Origin of the sequence: Streptomyces albidochromogenes (assembly GCF_005981925.1) — a bacterium.
Classification (GTDB): domain Bacteria; phylum Actinomycetota; class Actinomycetes; order Streptomycetales; family Streptomycetaceae; genus Streptomyces; species Streptomyces albidochromogenes.
The window spans coordinates 1-23,322 of the sequence record NZ_VBVX01000080.1 but is presented as its reverse complement, the minus strand read 5'-3'; the positions used below and the strand labels follow the sequence as shown (position 1 = coordinate 23,322).

Annotated in this window: 24 protein-coding genes and 1 pseudogene; 13 read left to right on the top strand and 12 right to left on the bottom strand. The window is 71.2% G+C overall.

Going from position 1 to position 23,322, the window contains the following annotated elements; genetic code table 11:
- Positions 1-167: 167 nt before the first annotated feature.
- A complete protein-coding gene (locus E2E34_RS13450; RefSeq protein ID WP_138902137.1) occupies positions 168-1,052 on the top strand; it encodes a GAF and ANTAR domain-containing protein in 885 nt (294 codons plus the stop codon).
- Between the two features lie 32 nt (positions 1,053-1,084).
- Here E2E34_RS13450 and E2E34_RS13445 read toward each other — a convergent pair whose 3' ends face one another.
- Positions 1,085-2,002: a DUF6891 domain-containing protein gene (locus E2E34_RS13445; RefSeq protein WP_138902136.1), complete on the bottom strand. Its 918-nt coding sequence runs from the start codon at positions 2,000-2,002 to the stop codon at positions 1,085-1,087.
- Positions 2,003-2,141: 139 nt separating this feature from the next.
- Here E2E34_RS13445 and E2E34_RS13440 point away from each other — a divergent pair.
- From E2E34_RS13440 to E2E34_RS13430, 3 genes and pseudogenes are all read left to right on the top strand, one after another.
- Positions 2,142-2,587 (top strand): annotated as a pseudogene (locus E2E34_RS13440) (SRPBCC domain-containing protein).
- Positions 2,584-2,958 carry an ArsR/SmtB family transcription factor gene (locus tag E2E34_RS13435; protein ID WP_138902135.1) on the top strand — a complete coding sequence of 125 codons (375 nt, stop codon included), beginning with the start codon at positions 2,584-2,586 and terminating at the stop codon, positions 2,956-2,958. The pseudogene E2E34_RS13440 and the gene E2E34_RS13435 overlap by 4 nt, the downstream one beginning before the upstream one ends.
- 115 nt (positions 2,959-3,073) lie before the next feature.
- Entirely contained in the window at positions 3,074-3,877 is an 804-nt protein-coding gene (locus E2E34_RS13430; protein WP_138902134.1) for an inositol monophosphatase family protein, read from the top strand.
- 77 nt (positions 3,878-3,954) lie between these two features.
- On the opposite strand, the gene E2E34_RS13425 is transcribed toward E2E34_RS13430, so the two are convergent.
- Entirely contained in the window at positions 3,955-4,758 is an 804-nt protein-coding gene (locus tag E2E34_RS13425) for a helix-turn-helix transcriptional regulator (RefSeq protein WP_138902133.1), read from the bottom strand.
- Between the two features lie 49 nt (positions 4,759-4,807).
- Here E2E34_RS13425 and E2E34_RS13420 point away from each other — a divergent pair, with 49 nt between their 5' ends.
- Both E2E34_RS13420 and E2E34_RS13415 read left to right on the top strand, forming a co-directional pair.
- Positions 4,808-5,287 carry a DUF2000 domain-containing protein gene (locus tag E2E34_RS13420; RefSeq protein WP_138902132.1) on the top strand — a complete coding sequence of 160 codons (480 nt, stop codon included), beginning with the start codon at positions 4,808-4,810 and terminating at the stop codon, positions 5,285-5,287.
- 191 nt (positions 5,288-5,478) lie between these two features.
- Entirely contained in the window at positions 5,479-6,111 is a 633-nt protein-coding gene (locus E2E34_RS13415; protein WP_138902131.1) for an ATP-binding protein, read from the top strand.
- Here E2E34_RS13415 and E2E34_RS13410 read toward each other — a convergent pair.
- From E2E34_RS13410 to E2E34_RS13390, 5 genes are read right to left on the bottom strand one after another with little or no spacing between them, the layout of a single operon-like run.
- A complete protein-coding gene (locus tag E2E34_RS13410; RefSeq protein WP_138902130.1) occupies positions 6,105-7,535 on the bottom strand; it encodes a cellulose binding domain-containing protein in 1,431 nt (476 codons plus the stop codon). The two genes, E2E34_RS13415 and E2E34_RS13410, sit on opposite strands and share 7 nt — an antisense overlap.
- Positions 7,532-9,046 carry a beta-N-acetylhexosaminidase gene (locus E2E34_RS13405; RefSeq protein ID WP_138902129.1) on the bottom strand — a complete coding sequence of 505 codons (1,515 nt, stop codon included), beginning with the start codon at positions 9,044-9,046 and terminating at the stop codon, positions 7,532-7,534. Before E2E34_RS13405 ends, E2E34_RS13410 begins: the two co-directional genes overlap by 4 nt.
- Positions 9,047-9,054: 8 nt before the next feature.
- Positions 9,055-9,885: a carbohydrate ABC transporter permease gene (locus tag E2E34_RS13400; RefSeq protein ID WP_138902140.1), complete on the bottom strand. Its 831-nt coding sequence runs from the start codon at positions 9,883-9,885 to the stop codon at positions 9,055-9,057.
- A 17-nt stretch (positions 9,886-9,902) separates the two neighbouring features.
- A complete protein-coding gene (locus E2E34_RS13395; RefSeq protein ID WP_138902128.1) occupies positions 9,903-10,898 on the bottom strand; it encodes a carbohydrate ABC transporter permease in 996 nt (331 codons plus the stop codon).
- A gap of 25 nt (positions 10,899-10,923) precedes the next feature.
- Positions 10,924-12,180, bottom strand: coding sequence for an extracellular solute-binding protein (locus E2E34_RS13390; RefSeq protein WP_244315715.1), 1,257 nt, complete (start codon positions 12,178-12,180; stop codon positions 10,924-10,926).
- Between the two features lie 192 nt (positions 12,181-12,372).
- Here E2E34_RS13390 and E2E34_RS13385 point away from each other — a divergent pair, with 192 nt between their 5' ends.
- On the top strand, positions 12,373-13,200 hold the full coding sequence (locus E2E34_RS13385; RefSeq protein ID WP_138902127.1) for a GntR family transcriptional regulator: 828 nt from the start codon (positions 12,373-12,375) through the stop codon (positions 13,198-13,200).
- A gap of 195 nt (positions 13,201-13,395) precedes the next feature.
- Here the strand turns inward: E2E34_RS13385 and E2E34_RS35425 are convergent, their stop codons facing one another.
- Entirely contained in the window at positions 13,396-13,572 is a 177-nt protein-coding gene (locus E2E34_RS35425; protein WP_167518282.1) for a hypothetical protein, read from the bottom strand.
- 205 nt (positions 13,573-13,777) lie between these two features.
- Positions 13,778-14,500 (bottom strand): VOC family protein, encoded by a 723-nt coding sequence (locus E2E34_RS13380; protein WP_138902126.1) that lies wholly within the window; start codon positions 14,498-14,500, stop codon positions 13,778-13,780.
- Between the two features lie 278 nt (positions 14,501-14,778).
- Here E2E34_RS13380 and E2E34_RS13375 point away from each other — a divergent pair, with 278 nt between their 5' ends.
- Positions 14,779-15,120, top strand: a complete 342-nt coding sequence (locus tag E2E34_RS13375; RefSeq protein ID WP_138902138.1) for a DUF5713 family protein — start codon at positions 14,779-14,781, stop codon at positions 15,118-15,120.
- Between the two features lie 220 nt (positions 15,121-15,340).
- Positions 15,341-16,702 carry an FAD-dependent oxidoreductase gene (locus tag E2E34_RS13370; RefSeq protein ID WP_138902125.1) on the top strand — a complete coding sequence of 454 codons (1,362 nt, stop codon included), beginning with the start codon at positions 15,341-15,343 and terminating at the stop codon, positions 16,700-16,702.
- Positions 16,703-16,874: 172 nt separating this feature from the next.
- On the opposite strand, the gene E2E34_RS13365 is transcribed toward E2E34_RS13370, so the two are convergent.
- Together E2E34_RS13365 and E2E34_RS13360 are read right to left on the bottom strand one after the other, a co-directional pair.
- The gene (locus E2E34_RS13365) at positions 16,875-17,267 is read right to left on the bottom strand and encodes an MmcQ/YjbR family DNA-binding protein (RefSeq protein ID WP_138902124.1); all 393 of its coding nucleotides are present in this window, start codon (positions 17,265-17,267) and stop codon (positions 16,875-16,877) included.
- 176 nt (positions 17,268-17,443) lie between these two features.
- Positions 17,444-17,824, bottom strand: coding sequence for a winged helix-turn-helix transcriptional regulator (locus E2E34_RS13360; RefSeq protein WP_138902123.1), 381 nt, complete (start codon positions 17,822-17,824; stop codon positions 17,444-17,446).
- Between the two features lie 148 nt (positions 17,825-17,972).
- Between E2E34_RS13360 and E2E34_RS13355 the strand changes: the two genes are divergently transcribed.
- On the top strand, positions 17,973-18,380 hold the full coding sequence (locus E2E34_RS13355; protein ID WP_138902122.1) for a RidA family protein: 408 nt from the start codon (positions 17,973-17,975) through the stop codon (positions 18,378-18,380).
- Positions 18,381-18,591: 211 nt separating this feature from the next.
- On the opposite strand, the gene E2E34_RS13350 is transcribed toward E2E34_RS13355, so the two are convergent.
- Positions 18,592-19,446, bottom strand: coding sequence for an aldo/keto reductase (locus E2E34_RS13350; protein ID WP_138902121.1), 855 nt, complete (start codon positions 19,444-19,446; stop codon positions 18,592-18,594).
- 225 nt (positions 19,447-19,671) lie between these two features.
- Between E2E34_RS13350 and E2E34_RS13345 the strand changes: the two genes are divergently transcribed.
- The 3 genes from E2E34_RS13345 to E2E34_RS13335 all read left to right on the top strand — a co-directional run bounded on the left by E2E34_RS13345 (position 19,672) and on the right by E2E34_RS13335 (position 23,318).
- Positions 19,672-20,034 carry a DUF952 domain-containing protein gene (locus E2E34_RS13345; protein WP_138902120.1) on the top strand — a complete coding sequence of 121 codons (363 nt, stop codon included), beginning with the start codon at positions 19,672-19,674 and terminating at the stop codon, positions 20,032-20,034.
- A 343-nt stretch (positions 20,035-20,377) separates the two neighbouring features.
- Positions 20,378-22,168 carry an enoyl-CoA hydratase-related protein gene (locus E2E34_RS13340; RefSeq protein ID WP_138902119.1) on the top strand — a complete coding sequence of 597 codons (1,791 nt, stop codon included), beginning with the start codon at positions 20,378-20,380 and terminating at the stop codon, positions 22,166-22,168.
- A 61-nt stretch (positions 22,169-22,229) separates the two neighbouring features.
- Positions 22,230-23,318, top strand: coding sequence for an NADH-quinone oxidoreductase subunit B family protein (locus E2E34_RS13335; RefSeq protein WP_138902118.1), 1,089 nt, complete (start codon positions 22,230-22,232; stop codon positions 23,316-23,318).
- The last annotated feature ends 4 nt before the right edge of the window (positions 23,319-23,322 follow it).

The following is a 23,322-nucleotide window of genomic DNA, read 5'->3' as shown; positions in this document are numbered from 1 at the left end:
CACGGCGGGTGGGTGGTGTGGTTAGGGTGCGGTGAGTGCTTGGGAAGCAGGCACGCCCCGTGGTGCGGTGGATCGGGTGACCTGTGTCGCCCTGGGTGGTGGTGTCAGGCGCGTGCCCTGCTCCGGTACGCGCTGCGGGCATCGGGTCCGCCACCAGGAGGTCGTGCATGACGCGGGAGAGCATTGTGGTGCCGTACGGGAGAAAGCCGGCCGGGCCGCCAGCGACGCCGCAGTCGGCCGGGAACGTCGAGGAACTGCGGGCCGAGGTGGAGCGCCTGCGGCGGCAGAACGCGGATCTCCAGGGGCGGGTCCGGACCCATCCGGCGATCGCGCTGGCCCAGGGCATCCTCATCGAACGCTACGGCCTGCGCGAGCTCACCGAGGCGTTCGCCCTCATGCGGCACGTGTCGCAGCGCGCGAACATCAAGCTGCATCAGCTCGCCGACGCCCTGAGCCGCGTGCCGGGGCCCGACACGGGCGCGCACCTCTGGTTCCCGCGCCGGGCGCCCACCCTGCCTCCGCCGCTGCACGGCGTCGACGTGGAGCAGGGCGCGGGGGCCAACCAGGGCGCGGTACTGGGCGCGGCGTTGAGACGGGTCCTGACCATCGCCGGAACGGACATGGGCAATCTCCAGTTGGCCGACCGCTCGGGACTGCGCATGGAGAAGCACACCGGGCATCCGAGGGCCTTCACCGACTTCTTCGCGTTCGTCGACGGTCCGACGACGGCCTGCTCGCAGGCAGCCGCGGACCACGAGCAGGTCACCGTACGCGACGTGGCCACGGCCGAGGTGTTCGACGAGGACTCGCGCCGCACGATCCTGGAGGCGGGCAGCCGCGCATGCCACAGCGTGCCGCTCATCGACGGCCAGTCGCTGAGGGGAGTCATCTCCTCCCACCACGCCCGCCCCTTGGCCGGCTTCACCAGGACTCAGCTCCGAGAGCTGCAGATCACGGGCCAGGCGGTGGGCCGTTGGCTGACCTGGCACCGCGACACCGTCGTCTTCGACGCGCTGGAGGAACTGCACCGCCTCGCCCGCGCCGCGGTGTGACGCAGAGAGCTCAGGGGCGGTCCTCGACCCGGTCAGCCGATCAGACGCCGGCGCCAGTCGAGCGGGGTGACGTGAACAGCCTGGTTCGGGTCGCCGTCCCAGGCGGTGGGCAGGCCGACGTGGTCCAGTGCGGCCACCACCTCACGGCCGACCGCCGCCGTGGTCGCCTCCGAGCCGTCGAAACCGCCGTACAGGAGCGTCAGGCCGAGGCCGGCGGCGGCCGAGTCGGTGCACTGGGTGTGGAAGTAGACGAACCCCCGGGCATCGGGCGCGCCTTCGGCGCCGATGTCCGATTCGCCGCAGGACCGGCAGCACGTGAAGTTCTCCCGGGCCGTGATGCCGGCGGTCTCCAGTGCGGTGAAGGCGCGGGCGAGCCGCTCCGGATCGGTCTCGCCCTGCCACGTGGCCTGTTCGGCGACGCGCTCCAGCCACATCCGGTCGGCCAGCGCCTCCGCCTGCTTGCGCGAGACGGGCCGGCGGTCCTCGGTGACGAGGTACTCCTCGGCCAGCTCGGCCAGCGCGGCACGGGAGGTGTATCCGCCGACCAGTACTTCGCGGACGCGCCGCTCCAACTCCTCGCGCGCGTCCGCGTCGATGTCCAGCGGCGGCACGTCGGGACTGGGCCCCATGTCCAGCGGTGACCACGCCGGACCGGCGTCCCAACCGGCCTCCTGGCGGGCCCAGCCGGCCAGCGCCGCGACCACGGCCTCGGGCCGGTCGACCCTCGCCTGGAAGTGCCGGTCGGCGGCGCCGTCGCGGTGCTCCAGTGTGTAGTCGCCCCCGTCCTCGTGCCAGACCTGGGCGAAGACGTCGGGCAGATCCGGTATCCGCTGCACCACCAGGAACCGGTCGCCGTCATCGCCGATGCGCCGGACCAGCCCGGTCAGTTCCTCGGCGGACGCGCGGACGTGCCGCTCCTGGTTCTCCGTCCTCACCACGATCTCAAGCATGCCCAGACTCTGCCACACGCCTCTGACAACGGCCCTGGAGGCGGATCACGCCCATGTGCAACCTACGGGTTGCGAACCCGCCTCGCGATGTGCAGCCCTGGAGTTGCATTCACATCGTCGCAGATGAAGGAGTCGTCCCATGAGCGAGGACCGGATCGAACGCGAAACTCTCATCGCCGCGCCGCTGGACCGGGGCTGGTCCCTGGTGGCGAGCCCGGGTTCTGGGTGGCCGACCCGGCGAGCGTGTGCGGCACGGTGGCCAGGGAGGGCGAGTCGATGGTGGCGAAGAACGCCGAGTACGGCGAGTTCCCGGTTCGGGTGGAGAAGGTCGAGCCGCCGACGTACCTGGCCTATCGCTGGGCCAGTGCCTTCCCCGGCCAGGAACTGCGCGAGGACAACAGCACCCTCGTGGAGTTCACACTGACTCCGGAGGGCGACAAGACCCGGCTGCGTGTCGTCGAGAGCGGGTTCGCGGCGCTGGCCGGCTTCGAGGAACTGCGCGGCAAGGCGGTGGAGGACAACACCGGTGGCTGGCCCCAGGTGCTCGACGCGCTCAAGAAGCGCGCCGAACCGTCAGCCACGTGACGGACGCACGCCGCGGCGGGGCCGAGGCCGAGGCCGTCGACAGCGTGCTCGCCGCGCTGGCCGACCCGACGCGACGCCGGCTCCTCGACCTGCTCGCCGCCCACGGTGAGGCCACCGCGACCACACTCGCCGAACGGCTTCCCGTCTCGCGCCAGGCGGTGGTCAAGCACCTGGCCCATCTGGACGCCGCCGGGCTGGTCGCCGGCCACCGCGTCGGCCGGGAAGTGCGGTACGCCGTGCGGCCGGCCGCGCTGGACGCGACGGCGCGGTGGATGGCCGCACTGGCGGCCGACTGGGACCGGCGTCTGGCGACCGTCAAACGCGTCGCCGAGGCGGCGGAGCGCGATCCGGGTCCGCAACAACGCGACTGAGAGGAGAACGCCGCCGCGGCGGGCGCTCCGGAGGCTGCCCGGCGTGGCGGCGCAGCAAGGCCGGTCCGGCGAAACGCCCTCGGGGAAGGCGTACGGCGCTTGTATTCTGCCGGGCGTGATCGATTCGAACGAGCGTCCTGAGGACGCCGAAGTCGCGACAGCCGCGGCACGCGCCGGCGCGGACGTGGTGCGCGAGATGTACGGCCGGCGGCTCGCACGCATCGACAAGGGTGCGGGCGACTTCGCCACGGCCGCCGACGTCGAGGCGGAGAAGACGATCCTGGGCGTCATCCGTGCCGCGCGCCCCGACGACGCGGTACTCGGCGAGGAGGGCGGCCGGCAGGGTGCGGCCGACGCCGAACGTGTGTGGCTGGTGGACCCCTTGTGCGGCACGTTGAACTACGCCGCCGGCAACATGCTGGTGGCCGTCAACGTGGCGCTGCGCGACGGGGCGGCGGCGGTGGCCGACCCGTTCAGCGGCGAGGTCTTCTTCACCGACGGCCGGACCGCCCGGGTGCGGCGGGACGGGGACGATACGCCGCTGACGCCCACATCGGCCACCGCGCTCGTGGACGTCAACCTGGACCCGCCGTTTCCGGGCGCGCCCGTGTTCCGGGCCGTGGACCTGCTGGCCCACCCCCGGTTCGTCGAGCGGTTCCGGCCGCGGGTCGTGTCCACGACACTGGCGTTGGCGTGGGTCGCGGCCGGCAGGCGGGCGGCGTACGTCACCGATGGCGGCGACCTGTCCGGCAGTGTGCACTTCGCCGCAGGGATCGCCTTGTGCCGCGCCGCCGGTTGCGTGGTCACGGGGATCGACGGTGCGCCGATCGGGGCGGCGGGCCGAGGACTCGTGGTCGCCGCCGACGCCGGGACCCACGCGTCACTGATGTCGATGATCCGCGGTCGAGGTCACGCGTGAGCGCGCGCCTCGGACCGGCTTGACACCTTTTGGCGGCGTCGTACTCCTGACGACGCCGGTCGCCGTGCGTCGCGTGTTCACCTGCCGGCTCCGGTACGGGCGTACCGGCCCGGGGTGGTGCCGACGACGCGCTTGAAGTGCCGGGTGAGGTGGGACTGGTCGTAGAAGCCGGCCGCGGTCGCCACCTCTCCCGGTGGCTGTCCGTCGAGCAGCAGGCGGCGGGCCAGATCGACGCGGCGGGACATCAGGTACTGGTGCGGAGCGATGCCGAAGGCGCCGCTGAAGGCGCGTACGAGGTGGGTGGGATGGGCGTGGATCACACGCGCCGCCTCGTCCAGCGCGATGCCATCGAGCAGCCGCGCGTCGAGGAGTTCGCGCAGGCTCTGGGCGACACCCCGGGCGGGCGCCGGACCGGCCGGAGTCCGCCCCTGTCGCAGGTGCGTGCGCAGACGCTCGCTGATCAGCGCCAGACGGCTCTCCGCCTCGAACTCGTCGCCCCGGTGCGCGAGTGCCGTGTGCAACTGCCCGACACGGCTGCGCAGGACCGGGTCGGTGAGGCTCGGGCCGTCCACCGCCGCCCCGATCAGGCCGGCGTCCAGCTGCGTCATGTCGAGATAGAGCACGCGCTTGCGGAAGCCGTGCGGGGTGGCGGGCGAGCCGTTGTGCGGTACCTGCGGCGGAAGCAGGGTCACGGTGTCGCTCGGGGTGCCGCGCTCGAAACGGTCCAGCTCGTAGCGGATCGCGCCGTCGTCGACGATCAGCAGGGTCCAGGCGTCATGGACGTGCATGGGGTACGCGTGCTCGGTGAAGTGGGCGTGGAAGACCTCCACGACACCCGCGACCGGCGGGCGCCAGGCCGAGATCTCCTGGTGGCGCGTCACGTCAGGAACGTACAAGACGGAGCAGGCGCGCACCGTGGAGTCTCGAAGCATGAGAAACGAGAACCCCGTCGAAGCCCCAACCGATCGTGCGAGCGTCGCGGGAACAGCGAGCACGCCGGTCCGCTTCGACACCAAGATCGCCGTCCTGCTGCGCGACGACCTCGAGGTCTGGCAGCGGTTGAACGTGACCGCCTTCCTGGTCAGCGGGCTCGGCACGGCGGAGCCCGAGGTGATCGGCGAACCGTACGCGGACGCCGACGACACTCCCTATCTGCCCATGTTCCGCCAGCCCGTGCTCGTCTTCGAGGGCACGAAGGAGACGCTGACCACCGCGCACGGTCGTGCCTTGTCCCGCTCGCTGCCACGGGCCGTGTTCACGTCGGATCTGTTCGGCACGGGCAACGACCGGGACAACCGGGCGGCCGTACGGGCCGTGGGCACGCGGCAGCTCGACCTGGTGGGCATGGCCGTGCACGGGCCGCGCAACGCGGTGGACAAGGTCCTCAAGGGCGCGCGCATGCACCCCTGACCTCGCTCGACGTCCCGCTCCTCCTGCCCCGGCCGGCAGCAGACCGCCCTGCTTTCTGCCCGCACGCGGCCGGGGCAGGAGGTACCCGTGGGGCCGTCACATTTCGCAGTGACTACTTGTGCTCGTGGTGGGTACTCAGAAGAATTTTTCCCGTTCTGATTGCCGGGGTACAGGCGGGGCAGGCGCTCACCATGAACGACGACCAGGATCATGCCGACCCGCAGGCCCGGTGTTCTGACGGTGACTTCACCGAGGAGCGGCCGGTGGGCGCTGTGGCCCTTCGTCCCGCTTCGTCGCGTGAGGAGACGGTGCGGGAGGTCTCGGACGGGGCGGTGCGTGCGGCGGAAGACGTGTTGCTCGCGGGCCGCAGCGCGTGGGCCGGCGTGGCCTACGACGGGACGTCCGCGGCGATCGGTGACGCTCGCCGGTTCGTCGCGGAGTTCCTGGCCCAGGTGCGGGCGGAGCGGAGGCCCGAGATCTCCGCACAGGTGACGGGAGTCGCCGAACTGGTCGTGAGCGAACTGGTGACCAACGCGTGCAAGTACGCGCCCGGGCCGTGCGTCGTCAACGTCGAACTGGCCGGGCCGGTCGTCGAGATCACGGTGTGGGACAGCGACCCGGTCCTCCCGCAGGCCCGCGCGGCGGAGCCGGGCCGGGTCGGCGGGCACGGCCTGGAGATCGTGAGCGCGTTGTGCGAAGGCTTCGAGGCACAGCGCGAGCCTATCGGGAAGCAGGTCAAGGCGCGGGTTCCCGTGGCCCCGGCTGCCGGCCAGGGGCGGCGGGCGGACACGCCTCGGCGTCCGCCCGCCGCGGGCGGTCACTGAGCGGCGGGCACCGTGTCCTCGAACGTCGTACCCGCGGTCCTGTAGGCGGCGACCTTCGCGGCGACCTGCGCCGGGGTCAGCACCTGGTCCTTGACGTGCAGCACGTAGTCGACCTTCTGGTCGTAGGAACGCGGCGTGGTGCTGGTCTGGCCCGCGAGGTCGATGAGCCACTGGTTGAAGTTGATGGACATCGGGCGCTCCGGCAGGTAGCGGGCGTCATGACGGCCGAACTCCTGGCCGTCGACGTAGTAGGTGATGGCGCTGTCGTTGATGGTGACGACGAGGTCGTGCCAGCCGGCGTAGCTCGTGCGGGACTCCGAGTGCTGGTTGACGGCCTCCCACGGGTCGGGCCGGTAGGTCTCCCACGAGGTGGTGTAGAGGATGTTGGCGGGCTCGCCCCAGCCGCCGTTGGGCAGGTACTCGAAGTCGTACTCGGCGTAGTCGTCCGCCATCGGGGCCTTGAGGTCGTTGATGGTGAAGAACGTCTGCACCACGCGGTCGCCGTCAGGGCCGGACCTCGGAGCGTCGGAGAACCGCACCCGGGCCGCGTAGGTGCCGTTCTTGAACTTCGTCGCCTTGGTGAGGACTTCGGTGTGCTTGGTGGACTCCGGGGTGCCCGCCGTCGAGGTCTCCAGGTTCATGATCGAGTTGGTCCCCTCCTTGGCGAAGGTGACGTTCTGCGCCGCCCAGGTCGCGCCCGGCACCCCCGGCCCGCCCGCGTTGGACCGTACGCTCCAGCCGTGCGCGCCGATCGCCGGATCGGTGTGCGAGGCGTAGTTGAAGTCGTCGAAGAGGGTGGCGCCGCCGGTCGGCGGGTCGGTGGGGCCGGGACCCGGCCCCGGGTCGTTGCCCTCGGGCGCCGTTCCCCACACCGGGGTGCCGCCGACACTGGCCGTGACCTTGGACCAGTTCCAGTACGCCGTCTGCGCCGGGCCGAAGGAGTAGTCGTCGCTCTGGTTCAGCGGCTGCCAGTTGGAGCGGTGGAAGCGCAGCTGCAGGTCGCCGGTGTCCGCGCCCGGCGCGAGGGTGCCGGCGCCGGCCGTGAAGCCGATCTCCAGGTAGCGGTCGGCGGTGGCGGTCGGCCTGGCGAGGGTCCCGAAGGTGCCGGTGATGTTCGCGCAGCCCTTGACCGCCCAGGAACAGGCGAAGGTGTACGACGCGCCGGCGTCGGCCTTGAAGTAGTACCGGATCTTGACCTGGCTGAGGGAGACCGGGGTGCTGCCCGTGTTGACGGCCTTGAACCAGGGCTCGGCCTGGTCGCTGCCGGTGGCGCTCTGCCGGTACTGGACGGCCAGTGACTCCCCGGCGGCGACGGCGGGTGCCGCCGACAGGGTGGCGCAGCCGAGGCCGGCCACGAGGGCGGCGGCCAGGGCCGCGCGGATCCGTGGGGTGCGCGCTCTCTTGCTCGTGCTGATGCTGGTCACCTGGTGGTCCTCTCAGGATGAAGGATCGCGGAGGGGCGGCTCGGCACTCCGAGAGCGTCGAGCCGGGTTCTGTGGTGGTGCAGCCGTGCCTGGAATCCGGGCCAGTCGCGGCCACCGGACCAGGCGGTGTCGGCCAGTGCGCACAGCCGGGGGAAGGCGAGGTACTCGGCGTGCGCGGCGGTGGTGACGTACTCGGTCCACAGCTGCGCCTGGGTGCCGAGCACGTGCGCGGCGGCGGCCTTCTCCCAGTGGGCGGGTGCGGGTTCGGTCGCGTACACGGCCGGCAGGTCGACCGCCCTGCCGGGCTGGCCGAGTGGTTCGTCGGGGTGGGCCGACTGCGGGTAGTCGAGGTAGGTGGAGCGGTGCGGAGCCATGATCACGGGCTGCCCGCGACGGGCGGCCGCCAGCCCGTGTTCCTCGTCGCGCCAGGCGAGGGCGGCGAACGACTCGGGCAGGTCCCGCCCGGTCTCGGTCCACCCCAGTGGCCGCCTGCCGCGCCGGGACAGGAAGTCTCCGACGCGCTCCATGAACCAGCCGTGCAGCGCGTCGGGGCCAGCCAGCCCTTCCTCGGTTACGCGCCGCAGGGCGGTGGGGGAGCGGTGCCATTCGGTGGTCGGGCACTCGTCGCCGCCGACGTGGATGTACGGCGAGGGGAAGGTGTCCATGACCTCGTCCAGCACGGTGCGGCAGAAGTCGAGGACCTCGTCGGTGACACCGAGCACGGTGTCGCACACGCCCCAGCTCTCCCACACGTCCAGCCGCCGCTCGGGGAAGTTGCCGAGGTGCGGGTAGGCGGCCAGGGCGGCCCGCGCGTGGCCCGGCATCTCGATCTCCGGTACGACGGTGACGCCCCGCTCGGCGGCGTACGCCACCAGATCGCACAACTCCTCCCGGCTGTAGGCCCCGCCGTGCGGCAGCCCGGCGACCTCCGTGAGGCCGGGGTACGCCGCCACGGGCATCCGCCAGCCCTGGTCGTCCGTCAGGTGGAGGTGCAGGACGTTGAGTTTGTGCAGGGCCAGCAGGTCGGTGAAGCGCCGCAGGAAGGAGACGGGCTGGAAGTGGCGGGCCACGTCCAGCATCGCGCCGCGCCAGGCGTACCGGGGCACGTCCGTGATCTCGACGCACGGGACGGACCACGGCACGCCGCGCACCGGTCGCGCCCCCAGGACGGCGGCCGGCAGGAGCTGGCGGATGGTCTGGACACCGTGGCGCAGCCCGGCGGCGCCCGCCGCGCGCAGCAGTACCGCCTCTCCGCTGACGGTCAGGCCGTAGCCTTCCGCGCCGAGGCCGGCGAGCCCGGGGTCGAGGATGAGGACGATCCGGCCGTCCGGGGCCAGGGGCAGCGGCAGACCGGTCGCGGGGGCCAGCAGCGTACGCAACAGGGCGGCGGCGGGCCCGGCCCCGGGGGTGACGCGGATCGCCGTCGTGTCGTCGAGGGTGAACGCCCCGGCGGACCGGCTGAGTTTCGAGGGACCCGGTACGAGCCCGGGGTCTGTGACCGGTGGGAACACGGTGCCCCCTATCCCTTGACCGCGCCGCCGGCCAGGCCGGTGGCGACCCGGCGCTGGAGCACCAGGAAGAGGACGAGGACGGGCAGCGCGAAGAGTGTGGAGGCGGCCATGGTGGCGCCCCAGTCGGTGCCGAAGACGTTCGAGAACGAGGAGAGCCAGACGGGCAGTGTGCGGTCGTCCTGGTTCTTGATGATCAGCATGTTGGCGAAGGCGAACTCGTTCCAGGCGGTGATGAAGCCGAACAGCGAGGTGGCGAGCAGGCCCGGTGCGAGGAGCGGGAAGGTGACCCGGCGGAACGCGGCCGCGCGGGTGCAGCCGTCGACCTGGGCCGCCTCCTCCAGTTCCTTGGGTATGGCGGTGAGGAAGCTGCGCAGGGTGAGGATGGTGAACGGCAGGGTGATCATGAAGTAGACGAGGGTGAGGGTGGCGAGCCGGTCGAGCATGTCGGTGTCGCGTGTGATGACGTACAGGGGGATGAGCAGTGCCTCCCAGGGAGCGACCTGCGCGATGAACACCATCAGGACGAAGCCGCGTCGGCCCTTCCAGCGCAGTCGCGCCACCGCGAAGGCCGAACCGAGGGCGACCGCCAGGGCCAGCAGCACACAGCCGGCCGTGACGAGAAGGCTGTTGCGCCAGAACGACCAGAATCCGTCGGCGTCCACCGCCGCGGAGAAGTGCTCCAGCGTCAGCGAGGTGGGCAGGAAGACGGGCGACTCGGCCTGAATGTCGGGGGTGGGCTTGAAGGCCGTGAGGACCATCCAGTACACGGGGAAGACGCAGAGCACGAAGACGACCAGCGCGCCCGCGTTCAGGGGCAGTCGCCGCAGCGTGCCGGACATCGGTGCGGGCAGCGGTCTCACAGCTCGGCCTCCTGCCGGAACATCTGACGGAAGTAGACGATCAGTACGGCGATCAGGATGAGGACGGTGAGCGTCGCCGCGGCGGCTCCGAGGTCGTAGCGGTGCAGCGACCGGGCGACCTGGTAGGAGTAGACCGGCAGGGTGGTGGTCGCGCCGCCGGGCCCGCCCCTGGTCACGGCCCAGATCTGGGCGAAGCACCGGAAGACCCAGATGACTTCGAGGCTGAGGATCAGCCCGAAGACGGGCCGGAGGACGGGCAGGGTGATGGAGCGGAAGATCCGCCAGTCGCCGGCGCCGTCGATGCGGGCGGATTCGAAGAGCTCGGTGGGGACCGTGGTCAGCGCGGAGTGCAGGGTGATCGCGACGAACGGCACGGACTGCCATACGACGAGCAGCACCAGGACGGTGAAGGCCGCCGGCCCGTGTGCGAGCCAGGAGTAGTCCTGGAAGGAGTCGAACCCCAGCCGCACCAGCAGCCAGTTGACCACTCCCAACCGGGAGGAGAAGAGCCACTGGAAGACGGTGGTCGTGGCGATGACGGGACTGGCCCAGGCGAGCACCAGCCCACTCAGGACCAGGGTCCGCATCCGCTTGCGCAACCGCTGGAGCATCAGGGCGACGAGGGTGCCGATCACCATGATGAGTACGACGTTGATCCCGGTCCACCACAGCGTGCGCCGGACGACCTGCCAGAACTCGCCGTCGCGCAGGATCTCCCGGTAGTTCTCCAGACCGGCGAAGCCGGCGCCTCCCCGGATGAGTTCGCCCATCCCGTAGTGCTGGAGGGAGATCAGCACACTGCGGGCGAGGGGGTAGGCGAGCAGGACGGCGATGCCGAGGACCGTGGGGGCGATGAGCAGGTAGGGCCACAGGGCGCCGGGAACGGCGGGCCGGCGTCCGGCCGGCGGGACGGGTGCGGAGGCGGGGGCTGTCGCCGCCGCTGCGGTGTCCGGGGCGGCCGCCGGGCCGGTACGGGTGGCGGGGCGCGTCATGCTCTCTTGCCCTGCCGGGCCCCGCTCATGAGTTGAGCGTCTTGCTGATGGCGTCCGAGGCGTCCTTCGCGGCCTTCTTCGGGTCGCTTCCGGTGAGCACCGCGGTCATGTACTCCTTGATCGGGTTGGTGGCCTCGACCGCGGCCCACTCGGGGGAGTTGGGCGTCGCACGTCCTCGGGCGGCGGCCGCGGCCATGGCGGCGGTGCCCTCGTTGTCCTCCAGGGCGTCGGCCAGCGACGTCCGGTTGGGCACGTAGCTCATCGTCCTGGCCAGATCCCGCTGCCACTTCTCCCCGGCGAGCGACTTGACCACTTGGTACGCCGCGTCCTGGTGGGCGGAGGCGGCGGGGATGATGAGGTCCGAGCCGCCGGTGAAGGTGGCCGCCGGTGTGCCCGCCGTACCGCCGGGGATCGGGAAGAAGCCGAGCTTGCCGGCGAGGGCCGGGTTGGCCTGTTCCACGATCTCGGCGCCGCCGGGAACGGCGATGATCTGGGCGACGTCGCCCTTGGCGAAGACGTCCGCCTGCGGCGGCTTGGCCTCGTCGGAGTCCTTGGGGCCCTTGCCCAGTGCCTGGAGCCGCTGGTAGAAGTCCATGCCCCTCAGAGCCTGTGGGCTGTCGAGCGAGCCCTTCCACTGGTCACCGCTCTTCTCCGCGAGCTCTCCCCCCTCCTCCCAGATGAAGCCGGCGAGGGTGTACCAGTTCTGCCCGGGCAGGTAGATGCCCTGCGTCGTGCCCCGGTTGAGCTTTTCGGTGATCCGCAGCCACTCGTCCCGCGTCGTGGGCGGGGAGGTGATCCCGGCCTTCGCGAAGAGGTCCTTGTTGTAGATCACGACGCGGTTGGCCGCGTACCAGGGGACGCCGTACTGCTTGCCGTCGATCTTCCCCGGCTCGGCGAGGCCGGGGAGCCAGTCGCCGCCCCGCAGTTCCCCGACCTTGTCGCTCAGGTCGAGGACGCCGCCGCTCTGCGCGTACTGCGCGACCTGGGTGTTCCCCACCTCGATCACGTCGGGGGAGTCCTTGCTCGCGAGCGCTGCGGTGATCTTCTCGCCGATGCCGTCCCACTCCTGTATCTGGATGTCCAGGACGGTGTCCTCGTGCTGCCGCTCGAAGTCCTTCTCGAACCGCTGGAGGTAGGCGTCGGAGACGCTGTCCTTCATGATCCATACGGTGAGCGTGGCGGGGCCGGACGCCTGCTCGGAGCCGGACGACGAGGTACCGCAGGCAGTGAGCGCACAAGCGGCCGCGAGCGCCGCGGCCGTGGGGATGAAGCGGATCTTCACTGGATTCACCTCGCGAGAGAGTTGACCAGTTGGTCAACTGGGCAACGATGTGGCTCGAAGGTGGCATAGACCAATGTGGGCGTCAACCCCCCGGGAAACAAGGGCTCTTCCGTAGGTGCTGGAGCGGAGATCGCCTAAACTGCCTTTTACCACCGGACCAGTTGTGGGCGACGAGGCAGAGAGGTCGGAGTCATGGAGAGCAACTCCTCAGGTGCCGTACTCAAGCGGGAGCGGGTCCGCGAGTTCCTCCTCGGCCTGATCGAGGTGCGCCGGCCCGGCGACGCCATCCCCTCGGAACGCACGCTCAGCGCCGAACTCGGCGTGTCCCGGCCCACCTTGCGAGCCGCGGTGGACGAACTCGTCGCCACGGGCCAGCTCGTGCGCGAACACGGCCGCGGCATGTTCGTCGCGCCCGCCAAGATCACCCAGGAGCTGGTCTCCGACGACGCGGCCTTCGCCGTGCCCCGGGCGGGAGGGACCTGGTCCAGCAGGCTGCTGCGGCTGGACACCATCCGCGCGGGTGCGCGCATCGGCCGCAAGCTGCGCATCTCCCCGGCCGCCGAAGTGGTCTACATCGCCCGGCTGCGGCTGGTCGACGGGACCCCGATCGCGATCGAGCACCTCCACATCCCCGCCGGCCTCGTTCCCTCCCTCAGCCCGCGGGAGCTGGAGGCGGGAGACCTGTACGACCATCTGCGCGAGCACCATCAGGTCCACGTCGACCAAGCGGTCCAGTCGATCGAACCGACCGTCGTCAACGAGGCCGAAGCAGGCGTGCTCGACGTTCCGGTTCTCTCACCCGCTCTACTGATCGAGCGCCTGACCACCGACACCGCGGGCCACCCCGTTGAGTACGTCCATTCCGTCTACCGCGGCGACCGCTACCGCATCGTCTCCCGGCTCGCCCTGGGCTCCACGGCACCCCATCCGCGCCCCGAGAGCCACCACCCGGGCATTCCGCCGGGCGACTTCGCGCACGGGGACATCATCAGGTCGTCGACCACGGGCGACGCCCGCTGACCCGGACCGCCCGGGCGCGAGCAGGGGCGGAGGTCCCGACCGTATGGCCGGGCCCGGTGCCGCGAGCACCGGAGGCCGACAGCACGAGGGCCCGGGCATCGCTGCCCGGGGCCTCTCTGTGCGTTGCGGCAGGTCGGGTCGACGAGCGGCCTTCACCGCGGTCGTCGTACGTTCCCCCGAGGGGGACGCACGTGGTCAGTCCCGCCTGAACCTGTCCTTCGATGTTTCCTTGGTCTCCCGGGCCTTGCCGCGGGTCTCCAGTGCGGCGCCCTTCGCGGCGGTCGTGTCCTTGCCCATCGCGTGGGCCGCCTTCCGCACGGCCTTGCCGACAACCTGCTCGGCCTTGGCCTTGGCCTTCTCTCCGGCGCTCATGTCGGTCCTTTCGTACGTACTCACTCATCCGCCTGCCCGCCCCCCGGGGACGGAAACCACCCGTGCCGCCGGCCTGAGCGCCGAGCGTTGCGCTCCGCGCCTCAGCTCCGGGACGGCAACGCCCTCACCTGCGGTTTCGCCCGTTCGGTCGACTGGCCGTCCGTCCGGGACGAGGAGGCTGGAGTACTCCTTCGGACCGATCGCGTCATCGGGGGGTCAGCACGCAGAACTCATTGCCGTCGGGATCGGCCATCACCACCCGACCGGCATCGTCCCGGCCGGTGTCGAGGCGGGTCGCCCCGAGGGAGACGAGACGGTCGACTTCGGCTTGCTGATCACCGTGAGCGGGCGGAGCGAGGTCGAAACGCAGCCGGTCCTTCCCGGTCTTCGGCATCAGTGGGGGACCGCCCCACGTGATCTTCGGACCGCCGTGCGGCGAGCGGATCGCGGTCTCCTGGTCCTGGTCCCACACCAGCGGCCAGCCCAGCGCCCGGCTCCAGAAGTACCCGACGTCCTGCGATCCGTCGCACGCCAGCGCTCCGATGAATCCGCAGTCGGCGAGGAACGTGTTGCCCGGCTCGATGACGCAGAACTCGTTGCCTTCGGGGTCGGCGAGCACCACATGCCCTTCCTCCGGGCGTTGGCCGATGTCGATGTGCCGGGCGCCGAGTCCGAGCGCCCTCGCCACGACCTGTTCCTGGTCGGCAAGGGACGTGCTCGTCAGGTCGAAGTGCATCGGGTTCTGGCCGGCCTTCTGCTCCTGGGACGGTGTGAACCGGATGCGGAATCCGGTGTCGTCGCCCGGCAGGATCGCGATGCCGTCGCGGGACTCGTCGGCCGGCTCCCAGCCCAGCACGCCGCTCCAGAAGTGCGCGAGACGCAGTGGGTCGTGCGCGTCGAAGCAGAGCGCGTGGAGGTGAGCAGTCATGTTCGGCATCTCCGATGTGCGGGATCCACTGCCCCGCCCGCAGGTCGGGAGCAGGCCGGTCCACCAGCAAGAAGGCGTGCACGCGGGTCGCGTGTCGCTGGAGCCTGCCCGGACTGTGCCACCTGGTCAACTCATTTACGCCCACCAGGCGGCGGTCCGCACGGCTGTTCAGCCGGCGGCGGCCGCGCACGTCGTGCGCGCGACGGGCGTTGTCAGTGGTGTGGTGCAGCATGGGGAAGTCGGAGTTCCAGGCAGGTTACGAGTGGGCGGGGATCGTCATGTCGGTCAGCAACGAGCAAGTCGCGGCGCGGGCCTTTCTGCGGACGCTTTACGCGGACTCCTACTTCCCCGACCACGTTCTGGACAAGGGCAAGCAGATCCTGCTGCGGCTGAGCGAGCGGATCGAGTCCGAACGGCCCGCCGACCTCGCTGCTCTCTACCGGCTCACGCACGCCGCGACAGAGGAGTGCAACGCTTTGGACGCGGAGTTCGAAGCGGCGGGGAGCGCGATCGAGACGGTCGCGCGGGAGGAGCTGGCCGAAGAGTTCTGGTTCGTGGCGTCTGCGTACGGGTTCGCGGACGCGGACGTCGAGGAACTGATAGCCACGCGCGACTGGTGACCGACCTCCGTCGGCGTCTGTCGAGGGCGTCCGGCGGCGGGCCGGGCCCGCGCTCCATAATTCGATGGGCGTCTATGTTGACACTCGTCGATGTGCGTGCCAAGCTCGACATCGAGACATCGACAGTTGTCGAATCAGCGGGTGCCTGGGTTCGCGAACCTCACCGCCGCCCTTCCCGCGCACCCCCTGCAGCCCACCCCGCGTCGAGGAGACACCCGTCATGAGCGAACAGAGCGTGCGGCACCTGCCCGTCGCCGTCATCGGAGCGGGACCCGTCGGCCTGGCCGCCGCGGCCCACCTGGCCGAGCGGGGCATCGAAGCCCTGGTCCTGGAGGCCGGAACCGCCGCCGGCAGTGCGGTGCGCGAGTGGGGGCATGTGCGGCTCTTCTCCACCTGGGCCGAGCTCGTCGACCCGGCGGCCGAGAAGCTGCTGGCGCCCACCGGCTGGACCGCACCCGACGGCGCCGCCTACCCCTCCGGCACGGACTGGGCGGACACGTACCTGCAACCGCTCGCCGACGCCCTCGGCGACAAGGTCCGCTACGGCGCTGCCGTGACCGGCGTCTCGCGCCTCGGCCGCGACCGCGTCGTGGACGCCGACCGTGAGCGGCAGCCGTTCACCCTGCGCGTCACTCTCGCCGACGGCGTCGAGGAGCGCGTCCTCGCCCGCGCCGTGATCGACGCCTCCGGTACCTGGTCCACCCCCGCGCCCCTCGGCGGCGACGGCCTTCCGGCACTCGGTGAGACGTCGGCGGCCGGCCGGATCTCCTACCGCGTCCCCGACCTCAAGGACCCGGCGGTCCGCGCCCGTTACGCCGGGAAGCGCACCGCCGTCGTCGGATCCGGCGCCTCCGCGTTCACCGCCCTCGCCCACCTTGCCGATCTGGCCAGGGAAGCCCCCGGCACGCACGCCGTGTGGGTCCTGCGACGCGGCATCGGCGGCTCCACCTTCGGCGGCGGCGCGGCCGACCAGCTCCCGGCCCGGGGTGCTCTGGGCCTCGCGGCCAAGGCGGCCGTCGACGACGGGTACGCCGAGGCGGTCACCGGTTTCCGTACCGCCGCCGTCGAGGCGAACGGAGACCATCTGGTCCTCACCTCCGACGACGGCCGCAGCCTGGACCCCGTCGACGAAGTCGTCGTCCTCACCGGCCTGCGCCCGGACCTCTCCTTCGTCTCCGAGCTGCGCCTCGGCCTCGACGAACGCCTCCAGGCCCCCCTGGAGCTCGCCCCGCTGATCGACCCCAATCAGCACTCCTGCGGCACCGTCTACCCGCACGGCGTCAACGAGCTCTCCCACCCGGAACAGGACGTATACCTGGTCGGCATGAAGAGCTACGGCCGTTCCACGGCCTTCCTCGCCATGACCGGTTACGAGCAGGTCCGCTCCGTCGCAGCCGCCCTGGCCGGCGACAGGGCAGCCGCCGAACGTGTCGAACTCACCCTCCCCGAGACCGGGGTCTGCGGCGGCGCCGGACTCTTCGACCAGCCCGAAGCCGCCCAGGCCGCCGACGGCGGGTGCTGCGGTCCCGCCCCGGCCACCCTCACCCTGGGTGCTCCGGCGGCCCCCTCCGGCGGCTGCTGACCGACGTGGAGGCGCACCCGGCCGACGTGGCCGCGACGGGGACGGGGGTCCCGTCGCGGCCACGCGGCGCACTGCCCGCTCTGCGCGCCACTCGCCTCGCCACGCCGGTCGGAAGCGTCGTCACTCCCCACCAGCACAACGCGCAACGCGCCAAGGGTTCGCGGTGTCCGCTCTAGCCGGTCGCGTCGATTCTGGCGTCGAGTTCCTTGACCAGCCGCTTCAGGGCCACCGTCCGGTAGCTCTCCTCCACCCACTCGCACACCAACTCGGCCGACGGCGCTCCCTTCTCGCCCAGCGGTACGGAGACCCAGCCGGACCGGCCGAGTCCGTAGCCGGTCGGCTGGGCACCCGGCGAGGTCATGGCGTGCTGGTGCAGCGCCTCGTCCTTCAGTTTGACGGAGAGGCCGGGGGGCTCGGGGCCGTCCGTATTGCCGAGGAAGACGAAGATCTTCTTGTTGACCTTCACCACGCAGTCCTCGGGGCCCCACGGGAACTCCTCCACCGCGCCCGGCAGCCCGAGAGCGAACTGCCGCACCGTCTCCCACTTCCGTACCGCAGCCTTCACCGATGCCTCCTGTCACGGCTCACACTGCCCCGCCCGGGCAGCCGGCCCTCACGCTAGCCGCAGGAGACGGCCACTTCTGGCAGGAGTGGAGAAACGTCCAGGCAGGATCGCGTCAGCGTGGCGGTGCCGACCCCCTGGCGCAGCGCACGGCCGACGGCTGGGCGGGTGAAAGCCCGTCAGGCGTCGAAGCGGCGGCGAGAGGTCTCGATGTGGCCGAGATGCAGCTGGGTCCAGGCGCACATGCCGTCGACGGTGGCTCGGAGAGCCTGGCCCGGCTCGGTGAGCGTGTACTCGACCCGGGGCGGCACGGTCGGATGCACCTTCCGGTCGACCAGGCCGTTGCGCTCCAGCATGCGGAGGTTCTGGGTGAGCATCTTGTGGCTGATGCCTTCGACCTCGCTGCGCAACTCACTGAAACGCAAGGTGCCTTCACCGAGTGACTCGATGATCAGCAGGGCCCACTTGTTGGCGATGTCCGAGAAGATCTCCCGCGCCAGGGAGTCCGCGCGCCGCAGCGCCGCTTCGTCGGGCGAGCCGCTGAACTCCTTGGTCACCACGAGGTTCCCCAGTCACTGAAAAGTGCGTTCTTCCCTGTCCGCGCCCACTCTCCTACGGTTCCCAAGTAACCGCAAGAGACCGTGTGCGAGGCCGATCGGCGTACGAGCGAGCCCCCCCGGCGCACCCCATGACGAGGAGACGGACAACATGGCCATCACCCTGATGAATCCCGGCGGGCTGCCGGAAGTCGGCGCCTACCGGCAGGTGTCGATCGCGACCGGTTCCAAGCTGGTCTTCATCGCCGGCCAGGTCGCCTGGGACGCCGAGGGTGTCACGGTCGGCGAAGGCGACCTCGCCGCTCAGGTCGAGCAGTGCTACCTCAACATCGGCATCGCCCTGGCCGAGGCGGGCGCCTCCTTCGACGACGTGGCGAAACTGACCCTCTACGTCGTCGACTGGACCCCCGACAAGATGCCGTTGCTCCTGGAAGGCATCACCCGGGCCGCCGCGAAGCTCCGCGTCCCGCCTGTACCCCCGGCCACGCTGCTGGGCGTCGCGGCACTGGACGTGCCCGAGCACATGGTCGAGGTCGAAGCCACGGCGGTCGTCGACTGATCCGCCATGGCTCGCACCACCCCGCACACCCAGGTGGTGCGGTGCGGGAGCCCGCGAAGCCGGCCTTCCGGGTACGGGGCGGCGGCAGCTCGGGTGCTCTGGGTGATGTCGCGGTGTCGCGGTGTCGCCAAGGTGAAGCGGTTGCGTGCCGCCCGCTACCCGTTGTGCGCGAAGACGCCTTCCAGGGGCCCCGCCACCGCTGTCACACTCCTCATCCGGCGGAGCCTTCTGCCGGCTCCGGCAGACGGTCGAGGCGGTCGTGGTGGGCGCGGGTCAGGTGGAGGCGTTCCGCAGCGAGGTTCTCCTCCAGGTGGTCGATCCGGGCGGTGCCGGGGATGGGGAGGATGACGGGGGAGCGGCCGAGGAGCCAGGCGAGCGCGACCTGTGTGGGTGTGGCGTCGAGCTCGGCCGCCACGGCGGCGACCTCGGCCCTCGCCCCAGATTCCCCCCAGGCGACGGGGCGCCACGGCAGGAACGCGATCCCTGCCGCTTCGCAGGCCATGAGCACGGGCTCGTGTTCGCGGTCGAGCAGGTTGTACCGGTTCTGCACACTCGCGATGTCGACGATCCGTCGTGCCTGGTCGAGTTCGTCGACCGTGACCTCGGACAGCCCGATCCGGCCGATCTTGCCCTCGGTCCGCAGGTCTCGCAGCGTGCCGACCTGGTCGGCGAGCGGCGTCTGCGGATCGACGCGGTGCAGTTGCAGCAGTTCGATCCGCTCTACGCGCAGTCGGCGCAGTGCCTGCTCGACCTGATCGCGCAGGACCTCCGGCCGCCCGGAGAGCTTCCACTCACCTGACGGGCCCGACTGAGCGACACCGACCTTGGTGGTGATCAGCAACCCGTCCGGGTACGGGTGCAGGGCCTCGGCCAGGAGTTCCTCGTTGGCTCCGCCGCCGTACAGGTACGCGGTGTCGATCAGAGTGATGCCCAGCTCGACGGCGCGCCGGGCGACTGCGAGAGAGGTCTCACGGGCCGAACTCGGTTCCGTCGGCAAGTGCATGGCCCCGAAGCCGAGCCGCCGTACGCTCAGATCCCCGCCGATACGAAACGCGGTCGATGTCACGTGCTGTCCTCGCCCCCTTGTTCAAGGAGCAACGCTAACAGCACAGTTGGCCCGATGTCGGCCCACAGCGAGAGTCGGTCGCCGGCCAGAGCGGCTACTACCTGATCGAAGAGACGGGGTCTGGTCGTTCCGCGCTCCTCGCGACGATCTGACGATGTCCAGCCGCCCGAGCGCACGCGAGTACTCGGCGTAGGTGCGCGTCGAACACGCTGCTATAACCGCGTCATGATCTATCACGTCGTCCCCGCCGACGAATGGACCGCGTTTCCCGACCGCCCGTACGTCCCCGCGTCCCTCGCCGAGGACGGCTTCGTCCATTGCTCGCCGGACGAGGCGACCACCCTCGCCGTCGTCAACGCCTTCTACCGGTCCGCGCCGCGGCCTCTGCTGGTGCTGTGCGTCGACGAGGGCCGGCTCACCGCCAGGATGGAGCGGGAGGAGGCCGTGCCCGCCCCGCCGCCCGGTGTTGCCGTGGGCACCGCGTTTCCGCATGTGTTCGGCCCCGTAAACCGTGACGCCGTCGAGCGCGTCCTGGAGATCTCGTGGGACGAGGACGGCCGCGCGAGTGGGCTGAAGGACGCGGTCTGACGCGTCGGCGGTGCGCTCGCCGGTCCTGGCGCCGCCACGCGCGAGGGCGGGGCCGGGGCAACCCGCACCGTCGAGAACCGGTGCGCGACGGTCGGGTCCCGTCGAGCTCCGCGCGTTCCACGGATCGCGGTCGGCCGCCGCCTGGCGGCCGCTCGGGAGGCGCGGCCTCCTGCCGACGGAAGCGGCCGGCCCGCCCGCCGGGTGGGCGTCGCACTGTGCGCTTTCGGGTGACCCCGCAGCCTGTCGTCGTCGCCTTCTCCCGCCGCGTGCCCGACGATCGCAGCGGCCGGGGGAGTCCCGGCCGCGACGACGACCGCCGGTGCCCGCGCCGGGAAAGGCTGCCATGCACCTCCTGCTCGTGGCCAGCGCGTTCAACAGCCTCACCCAGCGTGTGCATGCCGAACTGAGGGACCACGGCCACAGCGTGGCGGTGGAGCTCGTACGGCACGCCGACTGCCTGCGCGAGGCCGTACGGCGGCACGAGCCGGAGCTCGTCGTGGCGCCGATGCTGAGAACGGCGATTCCGCACGACGTGTGGTCGGCGTACACCTGTCTCGTCGTGCACCCCGGACCCATCGGCGACCGCGGACCCTCGTCGCTCGACTGGGCACTGCACGAGGACGCCTGCGAGTGGGGCGTGACGGTTCTCCAGGCGAACGCAGAGATGGACGCCGGCGACGTGTGGGCCTCCGTCGCCTGCGCGGTGCCCCCGGTGGCCAAGAGCGACCTGTACCGCAACGAGGTGGCCGATGCGGCGCTGGCGGCGGTGCTGCTGGCCGTGGAGCGCTTCGCGGGCGGGACGTACGTCCCCTGGCGGCAGCCCGGCGCTAACGAGGCGGGCAGCGCCGTTCGCATCCGCCCGTACCTGACACAGGCGGACCGGCGGATCGACTGGGCGTCGGAGTCCACGGAGACGGTCCTGCGCAAGCTGCGCGCCGCGGACTCGCAGCCCGGCGTACTGGACGAACTCCTCGGCGCCGAGTGGTACCTCCACGGCGGCCACCCCGAGGACGCGCTGCGGGGCAGGCCCGGCACGCTGCTGGCCACCAGGGCCGGGGCCGTCTGCCGGGCGACGACCGACGGCGCCGTGTGGATTCCCGAGATGCGGCCGCGGCGCGTCCCGGGGCAGCCCGCCACGTTCAGACTGCCCGCCGTCCAGGCCCTCGGCGAACTGCTGCCCCCGTTGCCGGAACATCCCGCTCCGCAGGCGGCGGACGCGGACGGCCGCACCTGGAGCGACATCCGGTACCGGGAGGACGGCCAGGTCGGCTTCCTGTCGTTCTCCTTCCCGGGCGGCGCCATGAGCACCGACCAGTGCCGGCGCCTGCTGGCCGCCTACCGGGAGGCGTGCTCGAATCCCACGTCCGTACTCGTGCTGGGCGGCGGCCGGGACTTCTTCTCCAACGGCATCCACCTGAACGTCATCGAGGCGGCCGACGACCCGGGCGGCGAGTCCTGGGCCAACATCAACGCCATCGACGACCTGGTCGAAGGGGTCCTGACCACCACCGACCGCCTGGTGGTGTCCGCGGTGGGCGGCAACGCGGCCGCCGGCGGGGCGATGCTCGCCCTGGCGGCGGACGAGGTGTGGTGCAGGGCCGGGTCCGTACTGAACCCGCACTACCGCCTGATGGGCCTGTACGGCTCGGAGTACTGGACGTACACCCTGCCCCGCAGAGTGGGCTCCGAGACCGCCGAACGGCTGACGCGCGAGGCCCTTCCGGTGAGCGCGAGCGCCGCCCTTCGGCTGGGGCTCGTCGACCGGGTGATCGAGTGCGCTCCGCAGGCGTTCGGACGGGAGGCGGGCCGGCTGGCGGCGCAGCTGGCCGCGCTGCCCGCGACGCCCGCCCGCGTACGGGAGAAGAAGGCGGAGCTGGACCGCCAGGAGAGCGTCAAGCCGCTGGCGGCGTTCCGGGAGGAGGAGCTGGCGTTCATGCGGCGCACCTTCCGCGACCCGGACGCCCCGTACCACGCCCTGCGCCGCGCCTTCGTCCGCAAGGAGGCGCCACCGGGGACCCCGCCCCACCTCAATCCGCCCGGGTCCGCAAGCCGAGCGGCGCCTTCGGCCCGTCCGACGGGCCGCGTCACCGGAACGGCCGCAGCCAGCGGCGCACCGGCCCCGGGCGCCTGTTAACAAGAAGGTTGATGGTCGGAATGCCGGCTTTCGTCCTTACCTCCCCAAGGAGGCGCTCCCCATGAGTGCAGCGACGCCGAACACAGCCGAGGCCGCGGACGCGCCGGGTGCGCCCGCGGACGAGGCGCCCCCGATCCACATCCTCTGGATCAACGCCGGTCTGAGCTGTGACGGCGACTCGGTCGCCCTGACAGCGGCCATGCAGCCGAGCATCGAGGAGATCGTCCTCGGTGTGCTGCCGGGCCTGCCCAAGATCGCCGTCCACTGGCCCCTGATCGACTTCGAATGCGGTCCGGTCGGAGGGTCCGACACGTTCATCGAGTGGTTCTTCAAGGGGGAGCGCGGCGAGATCGACCCCTTCGTGCTCGTCGTCGAAGGATCGATCCCCAACGAGGGGATCAAACAGGAGGGCTACTGGTGCGGCTTCGGGGACAACCCCGAGACCGGCCAGCCGATCACCACCAGTGAGTGGATCGACCGCCTGGCGCCGAAGGCACTGGCGGTCGTGGCCATCGGGACCTGCGCCACCTACGGCGGCATCCATGCCATGGCCGGCAACCCCACCGGAGCCATGGGCGTGCCCGACTACCTCGGGTGGGACTGGAAGTCCAAGGCAGGCATCCCCATCGTGTGCGTGCCCGGCTGCCCCATCCAGCCCGACAACTTCTCGGAGACCCTCACCTACCTCCTCTACCAGGCGGCCGGTTCGGCTCCGATGATCCCGCTGGACGACAAACTGCGCCCGACCTGGCTCTTCGGCGCCACCGTGCACGAAGGGTGCGACCGCGCGGGCTACTACGAGCAGGGCCAGTTCGCCCTCACGTACGACTCGCCCAAGTGCCTGGTGAAGCTGGGCTGCTGGGGCCCGGTCGTCAAGTGCAACGTCCCCAAGCGCGGCTGGATGAACGGCATCGGCGGCTGTCCGAACGTAGGCGGCATCTGCATCGCCTGCACCATGCCGGGCTTCCCGGACAAGTTCATGCCGTTCATGGACGAGCCGCCCGGCGGCAAGGTGTCGAGCGCCGCGAGCGGCGCCTACGGGGCGGTGGTCCGCAAGCTGCGGTCCATCACGGCCAAGACGGTCGACAAGGAACCCAAGTGGCGCCACACCGGAGAGAAGCTGACCACCGGATACCGCCCGCCCTGGTGAACCC

Coding starts and splice junctions, on each gene's coding strand:
- E2E34_RS13380 (WP_138902126.1), bottom strand. CDS start 14,500: ATGACTGCTCACCTCCACGCGCTCTGCTTCGACGCGCACGACCCACTG.
- E2E34_RS13335 (WP_138902118.1), top strand. CDS start 22,230: ATGAGTGCAGCGACGCCGAACACAGCCGAGGCCGCGGACGCGCCGGGT.
- E2E34_RS35425 (WP_167518282.1), bottom strand. CDS start 13,572: ATGAGCGCCGGAGAGAAGGCCAAGGCCAAGGCCGAGCAGGTTGTCGGC.
- E2E34_RS13395 (WP_138902128.1), bottom strand. CDS start 10,898: ATGACGCGCCCCGCCACCCGTACCGGCCCGGCGGCCGCCCCGGACACC.
- E2E34_RS13445 (WP_138902136.1), bottom strand. CDS start 2,002: ATGCTTGAGATCGTGGTGAGGACGGAGAACCAGGAGCGGCACGTCCGC.
- E2E34_RS13370 (WP_138902125.1), top strand. CDS start 15,341: ATGAGCGAACAGAGCGTGCGGCACCTGCCCGTCGCCGTCATCGGAGCG.
- E2E34_RS13415 (WP_138902131.1), top strand. CDS start 5,479: ATGAACGACGACCAGGATCATGCCGACCCGCAGGCCCGGTGTTCTGAC.
- E2E34_RS13375 (WP_138902138.1), top strand. CDS start 14,779: ATGTCGGTCAGCAACGAGCAAGTCGCGGCGCGGGCCTTTCTGCGGACG.
- E2E34_RS13420 (WP_138902132.1), top strand. CDS start 4,808: ATGAGAAACGAGAACCCCGTCGAAGCCCCAACCGATCGTGCGAGCGTC.
- E2E34_RS13400 (WP_138902140.1), bottom strand. CDS start 9,885: ATGTCCGGCACGCTGCGGCGACTGCCCCTGAACGCGGGCGCGCTGGTC.
- E2E34_RS13385 (WP_138902127.1), top strand. CDS start 12,373: ATGGAGAGCAACTCCTCAGGTGCCGTACTCAAGCGGGAGCGGGTCCGC.
- E2E34_RS13340 (WP_138902119.1), top strand. CDS start 20,378: ATGCACCTCCTGCTCGTGGCCAGCGCGTTCAACAGCCTCACCCAGCGT.
- E2E34_RS13355 (WP_138902122.1), top strand. CDS start 17,973: ATGGCCATCACCCTGATGAATCCCGGCGGGCTGCCGGAAGTCGGCGCC.
- E2E34_RS13345 (WP_138902120.1), top strand. CDS start 19,672: ATGATCTATCACGTCGTCCCCGCCGACGAATGGACCGCGTTTCCCGAC.
- E2E34_RS13450 (WP_138902137.1), top strand. CDS start 168: ATGACGCGGGAGAGCATTGTGGTGCCGTACGGGAGAAAGCCGGCCGGG.